The sequence below is a fragment of the Streptomyces sp. NPDC088817 genome (assembly GCF_044750345.1).
Lineage (GTDB): Bacteria > Actinomycetota > Actinomycetes > Streptomycetales > Streptomycetaceae > Streptomyces.
The window spans coordinates 179,353-195,431 of the sequence record NZ_JBIVJN010000019.1; the positions used below are offsets into that span (position 1 = coordinate 179,353).

10 protein-coding genes and 1 pseudogene are annotated in these 16,079 nt (G+C 68.0%); 5 read left to right on the forward strand and 6 right to left on the reverse strand.

Annotation, left to right across the window (positions count from 1 at the left end; all coding sequences use genetic code 11):
- Window positions 1–20: 20 nt before the first annotated feature.
- From ACIP4X_RS30080 to ACIP4X_RS30095, 4 genes are read right to left on the reverse strand one after another with little or no spacing between them, the layout of a single operon-like run.
- Window positions 21–1,661: an AAA family ATPase gene (locus ACIP4X_RS30080; RefSeq protein ID WP_181810944.1), complete on the reverse strand. Its 1,641-nt coding sequence runs from the start codon at window positions 1,659–1,661 to the stop codon at window positions 21–23.
- Window positions 1,662–1,695: 34 nt separating this feature from the next.
- Window positions 1,696–3,195: an N-6 DNA methylase gene (locus tag ACIP4X_RS30085; protein ID WP_391455195.1), complete on the reverse strand. Its 1,500-nt coding sequence runs from the start codon at window positions 3,193–3,195 to the stop codon at window positions 1,696–1,698.
- On the reverse strand, window positions 3,192–4,541 hold the full coding sequence (locus tag ACIP4X_RS30090) for a hypothetical protein (protein ID WP_391455197.1): 1,350 nt from the start codon (window positions 4,539–4,541) through the stop codon (window positions 3,192–3,194). Before ACIP4X_RS30090 ends, ACIP4X_RS30085 begins: the two co-directional genes overlap by 4 nt.
- Complete coding sequence (locus ACIP4X_RS30095) at window positions 4,541–7,591, reverse strand: DEAD/DEAH box helicase family protein (RefSeq protein ID WP_391455199.1); 3,051 nt, start codon at window positions 7,589–7,591, stop codon at window positions 4,541–4,543. Before ACIP4X_RS30095 ends, ACIP4X_RS30090 begins: the two co-directional genes overlap by 1 nt.
- Before the next feature lie 882 nt (window positions 7,592–8,473).
- Between ACIP4X_RS30095 and ACIP4X_RS30100 the strand changes: the two genes are divergently transcribed.
- The 5 genes from ACIP4X_RS30100 to ACIP4X_RS30120 all read left to right on the forward strand — a co-directional run bounded on the left by ACIP4X_RS30100 (window position 8,474) and on the right by ACIP4X_RS30120 (window position 13,600).
- The gene (locus ACIP4X_RS30100) at window positions 8,474–8,965 is read left to right on the forward strand and encodes a hypothetical protein (protein ID WP_391455201.1); all 492 of its coding nucleotides are present in this window, start codon (window positions 8,474–8,476) and stop codon (window positions 8,963–8,965) included.
- A 133-nt stretch (window positions 8,966–9,098) separates the two neighbouring features.
- Window positions 9,099–9,668 carry a Crp/Fnr family transcriptional regulator gene (locus ACIP4X_RS30105; RefSeq protein WP_079081371.1) on the forward strand — a complete coding sequence of 190 codons (570 nt, stop codon included), beginning with the start codon at window positions 9,099–9,101 and terminating at the stop codon, window positions 9,666–9,668.
- 102 nt (window positions 9,669–9,770) lie between these two features.
- Window positions 9,771–10,586, forward strand: a complete 816-nt coding sequence (locus ACIP4X_RS30110) for a hypothetical protein (protein WP_391455203.1) — start codon at window positions 9,771–9,773, stop codon at window positions 10,584–10,586.
- Window positions 10,587–10,640: 54 nt separating this feature from the next.
- Window positions 10,641–12,902, forward strand: a complete 2,262-nt coding sequence (locus tag ACIP4X_RS30115; RefSeq protein WP_391455205.1) for a hypothetical protein — start codon at window positions 10,641–10,643, stop codon at window positions 12,900–12,902.
- Window positions 12,903–13,069: 167 nt separating this feature from the next.
- Window positions 13,070–13,600, forward strand: a complete 531-nt coding sequence (locus ACIP4X_RS30120) for a hypothetical protein (RefSeq protein WP_391455207.1) — start codon at window positions 13,070–13,072, stop codon at window positions 13,598–13,600.
- Between the two features lie 307 nt (window positions 13,601–13,907).
- Here the strand turns inward: ACIP4X_RS30120 and ACIP4X_RS30125 are convergent.
- Window positions 13,908–14,060: pseudogene (locus tag ACIP4X_RS30125) on the reverse strand (GNAT family N-acetyltransferase); the annotation flags it as partial.
- Between the two features lie 57 nt (window positions 14,061–14,117).
- The gene (locus ACIP4X_RS30130) at window positions 14,118–15,038 is read right to left on the reverse strand and encodes a DUF559 domain-containing protein (RefSeq protein ID WP_391455209.1); all 921 of its coding nucleotides are present in this window, start codon (window positions 15,036–15,038) and stop codon (window positions 14,118–14,120) included.
- Window positions 15,039–16,079: the final 1,041 nt, after the last annotated feature.

Below are 16,079 nucleotides of genomic sequence, written 5' to 3' on the forward strand. Positions count from 1 at the left end.
GTTCACGTGTCTCATCGGTGTCAGATCACCGACGAGAAGCGCTCGTGGAACAGCTCGGCGACCAGGGCCTGCAGTCGTTCGGGCGAGGGCGGGTTGGGGCCTTGCGCGGCCTCGAGGAGCGCGAGGCGTCTGCGGTGGAGCTCGGCGAGGAAGGCCGCTACGAGCGGATCACGGTCGGAGTTGGGAAAGTCCATGGTCTCCAGCTGGGCGGTGACGTCGCGCAGTGCGGCCTGTTTGACCGGGTCGCCTTCCGCCTCGGGGAGCAGCGCGTACTGGCGGTCGATCAGCTCCTGGGTGTGCTCATCGAGTTGGGTGGGCAGGTCGAACAGGTCGGTGGTCAGCAGGCCGCCGGCGCCTTGTCCGCGCGGGTTGGCCCGGGGTATCACCGCGGTGGCCTGGCCCTCCACGTCGGTGGTGACGACGCGGATCTGCTCACGGGTCATGTTGGCCACCAGGAGCGGTTCGTGGGTGGCGGTGAGGAACTGCGAGTGCTGATGCGGTCCCAGCACGCTGCGCACGGAGGAGTACCAGCGCCGGCTCCACTCCGGGTGGAAGTGGGAGTCGGGCTCGTCCAGAAGGAACAGCGACTCATGTGTCCGCTGCAGTCGCAGCAGGCCCAAAATGGTGAGGAGTTGCTGCTCCCCGGAGCTCAGGTCGTCCAGGCCGACGGTGAGCGCGCCGGGTTTGTCCAGGCGGACGTCGACGGTGAGGTAGCCGGCGTCCAGCAGGGTGGCGAGCAGGCCGAACATCGACAGGTCGCTGTCGAAGAGGTTACGGAAGGCGCGGACGTCCTCCGCGGTGCCCAGGTCGATCTGGAACCCTTCGGCGGGGCTGCCGGCTCCGTCCACCGGGTCGGCGTCGGGGATGAGACCGAATCGCCCCGATTCGGCGGCGGCCGCGAACAGGGTGCGGGCGGGTCCGCCCAGGCCCCAGTACGGGAGGGCAGCCAGGTGCGGGGCGCGTGCGGCGCGTGGCGCGCGGATCCGCAGGACCGCGGAGGCCACCCGCTGGAGGTAGGAGTGGCGGCGCAGGTAGGTGCCGAACGAGTCGGACCAGTGGGTGGTCTGCGCGAGGAGCAGGAGCGGCAGGTGCGCGGGCGTGCACAGGAACACCGGCGTGTACAGGGGGCAGTTGATGGGCAGGGTGAGCTGCTCGGTCCACAGCTCTGCCTCGTCCGGCGTGTGGTGTGCGCGCCAGTGGTCGAAGTCCTTCATCCACTGCCGCCGCCATTGGCCGATGCGACGGGCGGCGAAGCGGCGGTGCTGCTCGAACTCGCTGGTCCAGGGGGCCTGGGCATGCGCCTGGTAGCCGAAGACGTGATCGGGCAGATGCTGCGCCCACACCGCGCGGGCCACCCGGACCGGCCGGCCCAATGAGGTGCTCACGGTCAGCTCGGGAGAGCTATCGGGGGAGGTCTGAACGACCCGGACCGTCCTGTCGTGGACCTCGTAGTCGAGCTCGAAGGCGAACCCCGCACGGCGCCCGGGCCGGTGCAGGGCGCCGAAGATCTCGGCGAGCGCGTGCAGGGCTCGGGACTTGCCGCCGCCGTTGGGGCCGATCAGGGTGGCGATGGCATGGCCGCCGTCGAGGGCGTCCGTGAGGTCCAGCTCGAAGTGGTGCAGGCCCCGGTAGGAGGGAAGGCTCAGTCGCAGCAGCCGCACGGCATCCCCCCGGTCGTGGCGCCCCTGGTCGCCATCACCGCTCCGCCTCACCATCTGGGCTGTCGGCGTGCACGCCGTAGGGGCGCAGCGCTTCGGTCAGGGAGGCGAACTCGGCCAGGGCGGCGCCCAGTTCAGCGGTGATCTCCTGGGCCATGCGGTGTAGGTCGGCCTCGGACTCTTCCAGCGTGAAGGGCCCGGGCGGGGGTTCGGCGATCTGAAGGTCCAGGTTGACGCCGCTCCTGGCGAGCAGCTCCTGGACCGCGAAGGACCGGAAGCGGGGTGTCTCGACTCGTTCGCTGCGGGGCCGGCCGGGCCGGTAGGCGGACACGAAGTCACCGTAGTCGGGGCTGGCCTCCGTCATGGGCTTGGCCGTCGCCGTGTGCGGGGAGCGCAGGTCGTACACCCACAGCCGTGTCGTGGACGGGCTGCCGTCGGGGCGCGGGTCGGGCTTGTCGAAGAACAGGACGCTGGCCTTGAGGCCGCCGGCGTAGAAGATGCCCGTGGGAAGCCGCAGCAGGGTGTGCACGTCACAGGCGGACAGCAGGCGGCGCCGGATCAGCTCACCGGGCCCGCCTTCGAACAGCACGCTGTCGGGCACCACGACAGCGGCGCGGCCGTCGGTCTCCAGCAGGCTGTGGATGTGCTGGAGGAAGTTGAGCTGCCGGTTGGTGGTGAGGGTCCAGAAGTCCCCCCGGTAGGGCTCATCGCTGGTGGAGCGGCGGCCGAACGGAGGGTTGGTGAGCACCAGCGTCGCCCGCTTGACCGGCGGGCGGGCCAGCGCGTCCCCGACGGTGATGCACGGGTGGGCCTCGTCGGCCCGGGTGACGCCGTGTAGGACCAGGTTCGTCGTGGCCAGCCGTGCGGTTGCGTCGACGAGTTCGGTGCCGAAGAAGGCGCCCTGGTCGAGCCGCTTGCGCTGGGCCGCGGTGACACCTGAAGGAAAGTGGTCGACCAGGTAGTCGAAGGCTTTGATCAGGAAACCGCCGGTGCCGCAGGCCGGGTCGGCGACGGTGTCGTCGATGCCGGGCTGGACGCACTGCACGATCGCCTCGATCAGCGGCCGAGGGGTGAAGTACTGGCCGGCACCGGTCTTCGTGTCCGTGCTCATGCGGACCAGCAGCGCCTCGAAGACGGCACCGATGTCGCCTGCGGACCACTGGTGGCGGTCCACCACGTCGACGATCAATCGGTGCAGGAGGGCAGGGTCCGGGATGCGGTTTTGTGCCCGTCGAAAGAGCAGCCCGAGCGTTCCGGGCCGGGCGGCGAGCAGGTTCAGGATCTGCTCGTAGACCGGGATCAGGTGGTCGCGCTCGGTCGAGGTGAGCTGCGCCCAGGCGTCGAAACCGAGTACGTCCTGCCCGTTGAGGGGGCGTTGGCGTTGTTCGTGGGCGCGCTTGAGGACGATCAGGCTGGCCAGCTGCTCGATGTACTCCAGGCCCGAGGTGCCGTTGTCGCGCAGCACATTGCCGAAGTTCCACAGCCGGTCCACCAGGGCCTGGCCGTATCCGGGGCGGGAGGAGACGGTGGGGTTCACAGCACAGACTCCTGTTGCCCGGACGGGGAAAGCGGAGGGGACAGGTGACCGGTGAAGGCGCGTTCCAGGAGGTTACGCCGCAGCCGTCCGGCCACCACGAGAGCGCGTTCGGCGGCCGCGGAGGCCGCGTTCAGGGCCGTGGTGTGCGCCTGGACCACCGCGACCAGATGGTGCTGCTCGTCTACGGGAGCGACGGGCACCGGCATGAGCCGGATCCTGGTCAGGCTGATGGACGCCGGCCCCACGGTCTGGTTGGCGTTGTGTTTGCACCACTGGCGGCCGAAGCCGTTGGCGTGCCAGGCCAGCAGGACGGGGTGGAGCTGATGGGCGGCGATCCGGACACGGAAGAGGTGGCTGTGGGGGACGCAGTGGGGCAGTTGCTCCTCCCAGATCCAGCCGCGGCCCAGGCTGTCGCTCGATCCGCCGCCCGTCAGCAGCACATCGCCCGCCCGCAGCCGAGCTGCCTGGGCCCGTGGTGGGGGCAGCCGGATCGTGCGGACGTCGTCCAGGTCCAGGCGGCCGCGCTGCACGTTGGCGACCCGCAGGCAGGAGACGTCCACATCGGCGGGATTCCACTCCTGCTTGCCGGGCGGGGTGATGCCGCGGGTGACCTCGGCGACATCGTCAAGGCGGGTCCATCGCCAGCGTTCGGGCAGGCCGGGCAGTGTCCCGTCACCAACACCCGACACCCGGGGCAGGTCCGCGGGAATCCGAGCGGCTTCGGCGAGAGCCCCGCGCCCTGCCCGCGCGGTCAGAGTACGGCTCAGGACGTCGGCCTGGTCGAGGGCGCCGTTGGTGCGGATCGTGGTGGCGTCGATGCGGGCGAGGTGGTCCTCCAACAGGCCGACAATCCGGCGCTGTTCCACCACAGGGGGCAGCGGCAGCAGGACGTCGGCCAGATCACGCTGATTGATCCGCCAGATCGCTGCGCCGCCCTGGCGGGCACGTGCCTCGATCTGACGCCGCATGACCGGCGACTTCCACAGATGTGCGAGGTAGCGCGGATCGAGGGCATCCGGGCGTACGCGCACTCGGATCATGGTGTCGGGGATGGCCGTCGGGGCCGGGGGGCCGTCCACCAGGGCGCCCTCGCCGACCAGGGAATGTGAACCGTTGACCCGGCCGACCAGCACATCCCCGTGTTCAGCGAGCAGTATCGCGCGGCCGTCGTCACTGCGGTCGCTGCTCTTGGACTGGGTGAAGTCCACAGTCGCTGCCCGAAGCGCCGTCATGCGCAGTACGGGCAATCCGCCCTCGCCGGGGCGCGGAGACCGTCCGTTGACCAGCGGTTCGCTCAGCACGTCGGCCAGCCGGACGATCCTCCAGCCGGCAGGCACCTCATTCATCACGCCAGGGCCCTGCCCAGTTCGTCCAGGAGGTCGATCGCGGCGTCGGGCCCGAAGGCGTCAAGGAAGCCGTCCGTGCCGCCGCGCGCCGAGAAGGGGACGCCGTCCAGATACGCCGGGGCGAAGCGGGTCTCGGTCGCCACCACGTCCGCGATCTTCTCGATCCACCACAGCTGGGCGGAGCTGAAGGGTCCGGCCCGCTCAATGAACTCGGCCAGACGCCCGCGCACCGTCTCCGCTTCTCGGCGACGCCGGCTCGATGCCGCCACCCGCAAAGGGGCTGGCCGGTCGTACAGGCCAAGGAGCGCCTCTTGGAGTTCGGGGTTCTCGGCGAGCGGGAAAAGGGCCGCCCGCCGCTCGTCCTCGACGGCTCTCTTGCCTCCCGCCTGGCGCAGTGGTGCCAGGTGATCCGAGTCGACGGAGTCGAGGAGACGGGTCACCAGCTCCTGCAGGGACTGGCCCGCCAGTTTCCGGATCTCGGCGCCGTCGGCGTCACTGAGCGCGGGGATGAGCCGGGCGAGCCTGATGGCGAGTTCGGCCGTCTCCTGCGGCGTCACCAGCCCGTCAGCGGCACGGCTCAGCAGGCGCTCCAAGGCGGCCCGCCCCGCCTGCCCGGATGCATCCGTCACATTCACCAGCGGCTGGAGGTGACGCGAAGCGCCCACCGCGTCGACGACCACGAGCTGCGTCTTGGCAATCGCCCCCGGGGTGACGGCGCGCAGCTCCGCGGACGCGATGGTCTGGGTTCCCATGGCCAGCAGCTGCTCGTAGTAGGCGGCGGAGCGCACCTCGCGCAGGATCAGCAGGCACTCGAGCGCCCGCATGTCGCTGAACCCGGAGATCAGATCCGTCACGACCGCGATCCGGAACTGCGGTGTTGTGCGGAACTCCCGCAGCAGGTGCACCGCATGAGCGTCGCGGTGCGTGATCCGTCGGCAGAAGACGTCCCCGGCGCCGAACACGTCGCGGATGCGCTCCACGACCTCGTCCGCATGCGATCCGTCCTGCGCCAGCACCACGGCCTTGGGGACCACGCCGAGCGCGCCGCTCTGCTGCGTCCGGTCGGGGAACAAGGTCGGCAGCGCGTCGCGGAAAGCCGTCACCACCGCGGCCAGGTGCTCGGAGGGGACAGCTCGCGCCGGGCCCTGCCCCGCAGTGGAAGCCAGCTCCTCGTCCAGGTCCTCGTAGCGGGCGCGGCGCGAGCTGTTGGCTTTCACACCGACAGCGTCGACGGGGGTGGCGAACGCCGGCTGCCGGTCGTCGGCGACCCGGATCTCGTAGACGGAGTAGTCCACGGCGACGCCGTCGGCGACGGCCTGTTCGTAAGTGTAGGAGTCGACCAGGTTGCCCTTGAAAAATCCGAGAGCGGTAGCGGTCGGCGTCGCGCTGAAGCCGACGATGGGAGCGTCGAAGTATTCAAGAAGGGCACGACGCTGTCCGTAGAGCGCGCGGTGGCAGTCGTCGACGATGACGAGATCGAACGCGTCGGGCGGCAGCGCCTCGCAGTAGGTCACTTCTAGGGGTGTGGCATCGGGATGCGCTTGCCGTTCGGCGGTCTCGTACGCCGACACGCGGTCGGAGCCGTCCTCGGGTGCCGGCGTGCCGGCGAGCATGGCCGACAGCCGCTGCACCGTGGCCACGGCCACGGAAGCCGACGGGTCCAGGCCGTCCGCGGTCAGCTCCTGCACGTGGTACACGTCATCGAGACGGCGCCCTCCGTCCGGCATGCTGAACTGGCGCAGCTGAGCGATCAGTTGGTGCACGGCCAGCTTTCGGTCGGCCACGAACAGGACCCGGCCCGCGCGCGCGTAGCGGAGCTGCCGGTAGGCGGTGAACACCCCGGTGAAACTCCGCCCGGAGCCGGTGGCCATGTGCACCAGCGCCCGCCGCTGACCGGCCGCAAGGGCCTGCTCGATGGCCCGCAGCGCCCCGTGCTGGGGGTTGCGGAGCTGGTCGAGTCCCTCGTCCTGCCGCAGCAGGTAGGCGGCCTGTCGGGCCCGGTAGGTCGGCGCCGCGCTGTCCGCCTCCGCCTCGCGCTGCCAGCGGGCCAGCGTGCGGGGCTGGTGGAAGCCGCTGACGAGGCGAGCGTGCGGATCGGGGTCATTGGCGTCGCAGAACAGCAGACGCCGGCCATCGCTCACATACCGGTACGGCAGCGGCGAGTGCCACACGGGCCACGGCAAGGAGCCCGCCGGGGCCTCGGCCAGTGCGCCCGCCTGCTCCATGGCGTTGGTGAGATCGGCACCGTCCCGCTTGCACTCGACGATCCCGACCACCTGTCCGCCGACCGTCAGCAGCATGTCGGCGCGCCGTCCTCCAGCCAGGCGGGGCTCCACCAGGACGCAGCCCAGGGAGCGGTTGAGCTGAGTCTCCTCACCAGCGCCCAGCACGTCCCAACCCACCTTGGCGAGCCTGCGCTGCACTTCCGCGGCAATGTCGGATTCGCGCAGCGGCTCATAGGCGGCATCGCGCGCGCTGACGATCAGCTGTTCACGTTCGGCGACCGCCAGGGTCACCGGCGAGACGCGCAGGTCGAATTCGCGGCGCAGACGGGGCAGGTCCTCTTCCAGCGCAGCGACCCGCTGCGCCAGAACACTCAGATCGGACGCAGCGGCGTGGACGAAGTTCATCGACTCCGCGTCGCCGGTCAGGGCACGGAAGAACCAGGCGGCCAGCATGAAGCAGCGCTCGACCAGATGCGCCGCCGCCTCCCGCCCCTCGCGTGTACCGCCGTCGAAGCGGTGAAGGTCGTTGAACGCGTCCAGGACCTGCGGCACGAGCACCCCGGCGCGAGACAGGATGTCCAGACGGGCCGGCTGATCACCCGCGGGCAGGCGCACCCCGGTCCGGTGGCCGACCTCAGCGGCGAGAACCTCACCAAACTGGCGTGCCGCCGCCACCGCATCAGCGGGAGCAGTAGCCGCGCGGGCCTCACAGGATGCGCCGTGAAGAACAAGAAGAGGCTCGTAGGGAAGCAGGAACCCGAAATTGGCTGACGCGAGAGCCAGGTCCATGAACCGGCTTTCGAGCGCGCTCGGCTCCAGAGCCACGCCGACCCTCCCTACCTGCACTGCGGCGCCGCGGAATCCGCTACAGAACGGCTTTCTCACCCTACCGTCCGCCCCCTGCCCACAACACTGACGCTTTGCCAGGTTTAGCGGGTTGCGTACCGGGTTCGGTGGATCAGCCCGCTCGATGCGCTCGGAGAAGCCGCGCGTGAACCGAAGCCTCCATACCAGCCAGTGGGCTGGCCGTGCCCGCCCGTCCGGTCCCGCGTTCAGGAGGGGCGCGGCCATCTCGGCGGGAGGGACCGGCGGGCGCGGAGGGCAGGGACGGCCTGATGTGCGCGGAGCCGGGCTCGCGGTCCACCCGGGCCGCCTGGTTCTGCTTCCGGCCGACCCGCGGCGACCGACGCTGCTTTCGCGAGAAGCGACTGGCCGCGATGGTGCTTCAGGCGGCGACGCCGAGTTCTTTGCGGGTGCGGTGGATGAACTCGCGGACGGCCGGCTCGCGCCGCCAGGAGCCTACTGTTCTCCGTCTAACCGGCTTCCAGCCACGTCAGCCCGATCGTTCGAGCGAATTGACTCGAACCGCCCGTCGCCGACGAACAGAAACTGGCACCATGCCGCCGTAGTACGTCGCTTCGAGTCGAGGGCGGGCCGCTGCTCAGCCCGCGGGCACGCCGGGGCAGAGCTCTCCGCGACCTCCCCGTCATGACACCCGCCTATCAGCTGACATCGAACTCGACCGTGTGCTCCCACGTCCGTGCCGACTCGCCGAGATCGACACTTCTATGGCTACCACCTTCAGATGGTCGGAGTGAGGAACCCAGCGCTCTTCGTGCCCTGCGGTAGGCAACGCGCCTTGGCGACCGCGAGCAAGCTGGTCACCGCCATGACAAGCACACGACGGCTGCGGAGGGTGTGGGCGGTATGCACGAGCCATGGGGACTTGCGTCGGAGGTGCAACGAATCCAAGGGCATGCCGAGCGTGCCCTTGTCGAGGTACAGCGGGCAGATACGAAAGCAACGGCGTTGTGTGGAATAGCCGGTGGTTTGCTGGCGGCAGGGGTTGCCGTGCTGTCGAGCGCAGATGGCATGCCCCTGCTCGCGATCATCTCCCTAGTACTGATGTGCCTGCTACTGATTGCCGCGATTGGGGCTGCGTTGCTCACCCTGCGACCCGTAGTCCCGAGGTCGGGGTTACGCGCCGAGCTGATGAGCGAGGCGGTCGTCAGTGACCGGGTCGGTGTGAGTGCTGCCGCGCGTGGGGAGCTTGAACGGCATGTCGAGGCCCACCGGCTGCAGGTGCTTGCCTGGCTGGCGGACAGGAAGCTGCGAGCGGCCCGCCTGGCCGTGGATTTTGCCCTAGCAGCTCTCTCGATGGCTGGAATATGCCTATTGAGCAATATTCTGGCTAGTTGAGACGATCACCTAAGTATGTCGGGGCCGCACAGCAGGGGGACGCGTGTATCAGCCGCATGCCACGGTGATCGGTGACGAGTTATGGGCACGACTGAAGGCGCTCGCGCCGCAGCGCATCAGGCCCGCTCGGAGTGTGCTACTCCGCCAGGGGGATCCAGCAACACACGTGATTGTGCTGGAATCCGGGTCAACGCTGATCACTCTTGCGGGGGACTGCGGGGGAAGAACACTCCTTGCCGTGCGCGGCGCCGGCGAGTTACTCGGAGAGCTGGCCGTGTTGGACTCCCAGCCACGCACCGCCACAGTCATCGCCGCGGAGACCTGCCACATCCGCATCATCCCTGCCGCCGCTTTCCTCACGTTCGTCGAGGAGCATGATCTGCTCGCCCCTCTGCTGCGCCATGCCATTGCCCGAGTCAGGGAATCGGAAGCCGTCCGGCTCGAACTGGCCACCGCCTCTGTGCCACTACGCCTGGCATCAGCCCTGTCCCGACTGGTCGAAGCCGCATCCAGTTCAGCGTCGGATCTCGCCGTACGGCTGACACAGACAGAGCTGTCTCAGATGATCGGCGCCTCCCGCAATGCGGTGGTCAACGCCCTCAAGCCCTGGCGCGAGCAGGACTGGGTTCGCACCACTTCAGGTGGAGGGCTCCTCGTTCGCGACATCCATTCGATTCAGTCGCACGCGCGTACGCAGGCGTGACAGGCCGCACTTCGTGCGTGCCCACTGCTGGGCAGCGGTGGGCACGCCTCCCGATCAGCATGGGCACTCTCCCGACCGCCTGCGCTGAAAGGACGGTGCCCGATGAATGCGCCGCTGCATGCAGAGCCCTTGGACGTGCCCGCTGAACTCGCCCTCGTGGCGATCGACATGGAGAAGTACAGCCAGATCGCCGAAGCGAAGATGGCCGCCGCCCGTTGCGACGTGGACGACATCGTGGCAACCGTGCTCGCCGAATGTCAGCTGCCCGACCCGAAGGAACTGCCTGGCGGCTACAAGGACAGCGGCGACGGGGCGGTCCTGCTGTTCCCGCCCTCGGTGCTGGCACGGCTCGTGGACCCGCTGCTGGGCCGACTCAACGCAGCGTTGGTGCGCTACGAACAGCAGCGGCTGGCCAGTAGTCCGCTCCTGCGACTGCGGGCCAGCGTGCACGTAGGCCCTCTGTCCGTCCCCGACCACCGCGGTAACGCCATCAACGAGACCGCCCGGCTACTCGACAGTCAGGCAACCCGCCAGGCACTGTCCGCCGCGAAGGACAGCGGTGCCTTCCTTGCAGCCGCGCTCTCCGAGGTCGTCTACCAGCGCACCGTGCACGCGGGACGCACGCCGGATCTGGGTCAGCACCACTTCCTCGGGGCAGTTGCCCGCGTCATCGACAAGCCCGGCTTCGAGCAGCCCTGCCGGATTCATGTGCCGGGTCTGACCGGCCCGGCCGTACGTCCCTACCTCACCGATGCCGCGCCGCCGGCGTCTACTCCCCCCTCTACCGCGCAGCCGAGCGATGCGCCGGCAACACCGGCTGTCAGCAGCGGCGGCACCATCCAGTTCCACGGTCAGGTCAGTGACCCCACGATCGCCAATCGCATCAAGAACGTGCGGATCGACCGTCGCCAGCGGTGAGGCGCCCAGCCTCCCGCTCTGCCGCTCATCCCTCACCCACCCTGGAGTTCCCGAATGCCTGACGTACCGTTCGACCCCACCCGCTCCGACACCAACCCGCCGTCCAGCGAGGCCGGCGAGAACCAGTCCAACGGCTCCGGCAGCTGGCTGCCGCGCCGATGGCGACCCGCCACCGGGGCTCCCGATCAGCCGGACGCGGGCCTCGGCAGCCCAAGCCCGTCCCCCGCTTCTCCATCGACGGATGCCGTCCAGGCCGCGCCGCGCCTGCACGAAACCGCCGGCGCAGCGACACACCTGTACGGGGATGCCGACGTCGTCGCCAACGTCATCGAAGAGCTGATCCTGGAGACCCGTAAGCGCGACTTACTGGAAGGCGTTGAACAAAGTCGCGAGCAGCTGCTCGATCAGCCGTTCGTTCGCAGCTCGCACTGGGACACGGTCTGGCAGCAGATCATCAATCCTGTCACCAGCCGCCCTCACCAACCGGTGACGATCATTGTGGCGCCCCGCTCATGCGGCTCGACAACCCTCGCTCTGCGGCTGCTGGCCGAGCACACCGCTAACAACATCACCGTGGTCAAGCTGGACGCGGACTGGCAGACCCCCACCAAGGGCCGCCTGCCGCTGGAGAAGGCGCACGCCTACCAGCTTGACCTCAAACACCCCGAGAACGACCAGGTATCGGCCGACTTCCTGAACGCGCTGTCGCAACACGCCACCCACCTCCGCGACTGCCGCTCCTACCTGGTACTGACCGTGGCACAGGACCTGTGGAAGGATCACCGCCTCAGCGATCGTGATGGCATCCAAGTGGTTCGTCTGCACGAGGCGCCCGATGCCCAGGACGTTGTCGAAGCGCATCTGAACGGCTACGGCTACAGCCAGCTGGTCACATCCCTGCGGTCCCTCCCCAAGGCCACCGCCTCCTTGCGCGGACTGACGGCGGTGGCCGCAGTTCGAGCCGCACACACCGTCGCGATGGCCTGGAAGGAACACACCCACACAACCTCCCAGCAGTCGCTCGCACAGGCCGACGGCGCGAGTGAAACCCAGGGAACTCTGGAAGAACGCGTTATCGCGGCGCTGACCGATTGGCGCGGTGAACTCGACAGCCTGTTCGGCGAGACGAACAGCTTGCACACCCACGACAACCCCTCACTCACAGTGGAGGACCGTTGTCTGCTGCTGGCCCTGGCCGTGCAGCAGTCCGCACCCATGCCCGTCGTCGCGCACAGTGCAGCCGTTCTGCTGGAAGCCATCGGGCGCAGTACCGACGCTCCTGGCGCAGCACCAGGATCCTCACCGACCATCAGTGCCCTGGCCGGACGGGGCATGCGTCGGCGTATCCAGGATGTCGGAGGCCGAGTCGACATGCAGGACACGGTGGTCTTCGACCGGCCCGCCTACGGACGCGCGATCCTGGAATACGTCTGGGACAACTACGACCTCATGCGCAAGCCCTTGCTGACCTGGCTGGTCGCGACAGCCCGGAGCGCCGATTTGGAAGACCACGCAGTGGCCGCGCTGGCCGAGCTCACTGTACGGCACGGAACGGTGGACTACCTCACGACACTGAGCGAACTCGTCGGCGGCAGTCACCCACAGGTGCTCGGTGCGGTCATGGAAAGCGCCGTGCGCAACGAACATGTCGGACGCCTGGCGTGGGAGGCGCTCTACGGGTGGGCGGAGCAGAAAAGCTACGCGCCCGCCGTGATTGCACTGTGCCGACGCATCCTGGAGGACTCCTCCGTCGACACATCTCTGGCCAAGCGAGCGATGGTGCGCTTGCGCCGCGTCGCGCACAAGAACAACGACGATGCCGTAGTCAGCCAAGTCCTCGATGCCTTTGACGCTCTGGTCCAGCACCCCACCGTGGCCCAGCGACTGGCCGGTGAGGTCCACGGCTGGCAACAGGGCAAGGTCTCCGCACGCAGCGGCGCACTGGCCTTCCTCGCATTGATGACCGTACGCCGCGACGGCACGTCATGGCTCGTGTGCTCCCCTCCCCCAGACATCGACGTACAGCGAGCCGTCCACGACCTGCTCTCCTCTGCGGACACCGCTGCCCAGGTCATCTCGCGTCTGACGCACTGGATCCGCTCCTGCGCCGGCGACCCCGGCGCCTACACGCAGTTGCGCGAACAACTTCTGCCGGCGCTACGCGGCCACAACATGTTCGAGGCCGGCATGAAGCTCATGAACGAGCTGCGTGGCATTTCCACAGCTGAAGGCGTCAGCGTGGCTGACGACTTCTACAACCACCTCGTCGACAGCCGTCTGCGCACGGTCTTCCCGCTCGAAGAGAACATCGCATGAGGCGGCCGTGGCACCGCGCCGTCCGTACGAGTACATCCGTCCAGCCGCGCCTCCTGCCCAGCGCCACCGACGGCATCTCCTTCGAGGCCGTGTACACGATCACCTGGCGACCACGCCGACGCGTACCTCCCAACGTGGAGGAGACAGTACGCACCGCAGTGCATGCCATGGCCACCGAGGCAGCGGCGCGTCTAGGAGCCTCGGACGTGCCCGCCGCACAGGACGCCGTCAACGCCGCCCTAGGCCAGTTGCCTCGCCGTGCGCCGCGCTACTGCCTGCTGACCATCCACGCAGTTCTCGGTTTGCCCACCGCAGCACAGGAGTTACTGGCACAGCGGACGGCGGACGAGCAACGCATCCGCCGCCTCCGCTTCTTGAAGGAGAACCTCTACGACCACCCCGACCTCGTCGTCCTGGACCAATTGGAGCACCACACCCCAGGCGCGCTGGGCGACGATCACGTTGCCGAACTCCAGCGCCTCGCTCGTATGATCTGCTCCTGCGACCGATGGTGGTTCCCACTCCTGCAGCAGTGGGAGCAGGTCGGCCAAGGGTTTACGGACATCGAGAAGCGACAGCAGGCCATGCTCGTACTGTCTGACTCCCTCAAGGCTCTCAACGGCGGCAGTCTCCCCAACAGCATCGCGCCAGTGGACATGTCCGGGTCTGAAGGAGCATCCCGAAGGGCGCACCCATGAAGCTCGCCCTGTGGCGGATACTGTTGGCCCCCCTGACGAGCCTACGAGCCCTGCTTATTCAACGGCGCAGCGCAGCCCCTCTGTCTTACGACGTCGCCTGGCGCCAGGCCCGCCTGGACCGTTGTCCTGACGAAATGGTCTATCGACTCCACGGCCACCAAGCCACCACACCCGACCAAATATCCGGGGCTGAGTCGCCCGTGGCCCCGCCCAGGCTGGACGAGCCGACCGACCGACGCCCCTGACCCCAAGGTTTCCACAAGCACACAGACGCCTTCGCCCTGTCCATGAGGACAGGACGAAGGGAGTCCTCGGCGGGAAGGTGCGACACGACCTTCACACGGTCGAGCCGGGCGGCACGGGCCTCGGACTGCACGTGCGCGACGAGCAGTCGTCCAATGCCCCGTCCTTGCGCTTCGTCAGCGACGAACAGCGGGTCGAGTTCCGGTACAGCGAGGACCGGTCTCTATCGGTTGGACCGTCATGTCTCCCCTGGTAGCGGGTGTGTCCTGGGGATTCAAGAGGTTGGTCGGTCGCGTTCGATGCTGGCGGCGAACGCCGCGGCCTGACGGACGCAGTCGTCGGCATCTTTGATGATCTCCGAGCCGCTGAAGCGGACGATCCGCCAGCCGTCGAGTTCGAGTTCGCGCTGCCTGGCCCGGTCTCGGGTGAAGGCTTCGGGACTGGAGTGCCACGCGTACCCATCGAGTTCGATGCCGATCTTCTGTTTGGGCAAAGCGAAGTCAATGCGGTACCGACCGCCGAAGACTGGGTGCTGAGCCCTCAGGCCGTTCAACTCACGTGGCATCTGTTGCACGTAGGCCCCCCAGAATGCCTGCTCGATAGGGGACTCGAGATCGGGGGATAGGCGCACGACCTCCTTGAGGGCTTCAAGGGGAGTCGCGGCGGCGATGGTGCTTGAGGCACAAGAGAAGGCGAACCACAGATCGTTGGTGGCGCTGTCCGCGATCCCGATACCAACCTCGTTGGCCTCCGACAACCATCCGAAGGTCTGGGGTGTCTCGGGTGCTGCGATGACAATGGTCTTGCCGCGTCCCTTGGCGTAGCCGATCTCGACGAGCGTGCCGTAGGCGGTGAGGTCGTCGAGCCAGGCGAACACGATGTCTGCTGTGTCGATGGCCGAGAGGCAGAGTTCCCGTACCCGATTCCTCTTGGGCAGGTTTTCGTAGGTGAAACAGGGAACAGCGCCGTCCTTGCCGCAACCGTGGGTATTGGGGCCGTGGCCACAGCCGTGGTCGTCGCTGACGAAGTACGGGCCAACGTAGTCGAAGAAGCCAAGAACGCCGCGCTTCAGGACGGGCCACGGCTCGGAGGGGTGGTCATCGTCTACCTCCCAGGCGCCGCGGAGCCGGTAGCCGATCAGGTCGTAACGCCAGTCGCCTGGGCCGATCTTTCCGGCGAGATAGATGGACGGCACTGGAGCTCCTGGGCGAGTTGACGCTGTTCTGTGGTGTGACGGTACGACAGGGGTGGTCTGTCCGTCCGGGGTTTGATCACGTCCGTTACCGGATGGCGTGGCTGTCGCGATGGTGCAGGCCGACGTCGACGTATTGCCTGCACCCGATCCTTGAAGCTCTCGCGCTGCTGGGCCTCGTCAACAGATGGCGGGGAGCACGATCTGACCCTGCTGCTCGACCTGCACGACGGCCCGCACATGGGCGATAGGCCGGCGTCGGCTTCGATGATCTCCACGAAGGTTTGCGCGGCATAGTTCGGGCCAGGGCGAGAAGACAGCCACTTGCCACGCGGCGGCGCCCACCGCTGCGGCGACTCGCTCCTCACCGCAGCGACAGGAAGAGCGTGTGGCCCAGGTCGCTATCGAAGTAAGGGGCAACTGGCACGACAAGATCAAAACCGCCATGCAAACCCAGCTCGCCGACGACCACCTCGCCGCGCTGGGCACCGCAACGGCATCTACCTGATCGCCTTCTTCACCACCGACCAGTGGCTGGCGAAGGAACGCAAGCCCCCAGCTGCAGGGCAGACACCTGTCGGCCTGAAGGAGACCTACGATGCCCAGGCCGCTCAGTTCAACGAGAGTAGGAACCTGAACGTCCGAGCGTTCGTCCTCGACTGCACCATCCGCAGCTCAGCACAACGGAACACCTGACGAAACCGGCGTCTTAGGCGTATAGGCGAGTGCAATCGCAAAGTAGGCGCACCCCAAAAGCGTCACAGGGACAGGCCGCATGAGGCACCGACCACATCGCGCCCGACAGCGCAGCCGCACTCACTACGAAGCCGCACCGGAGAGCTCCAGTGCGGCTTCGTCGTCTCACGGCTCCGCGCGCAGGCCCCATCAGGATGGTCCTCGGCGGGGCCTCGCCGTATCACCCGTCTATCACATAGCGATCACCAACTGGGCAGCCGCTCCCGGACCAGGAAGCCCTGACCTGCGGTTTCATGCCCGCGCTGGACTGGCATAGACATCCCTGGACGGTCTCTACAACCTGTGCCA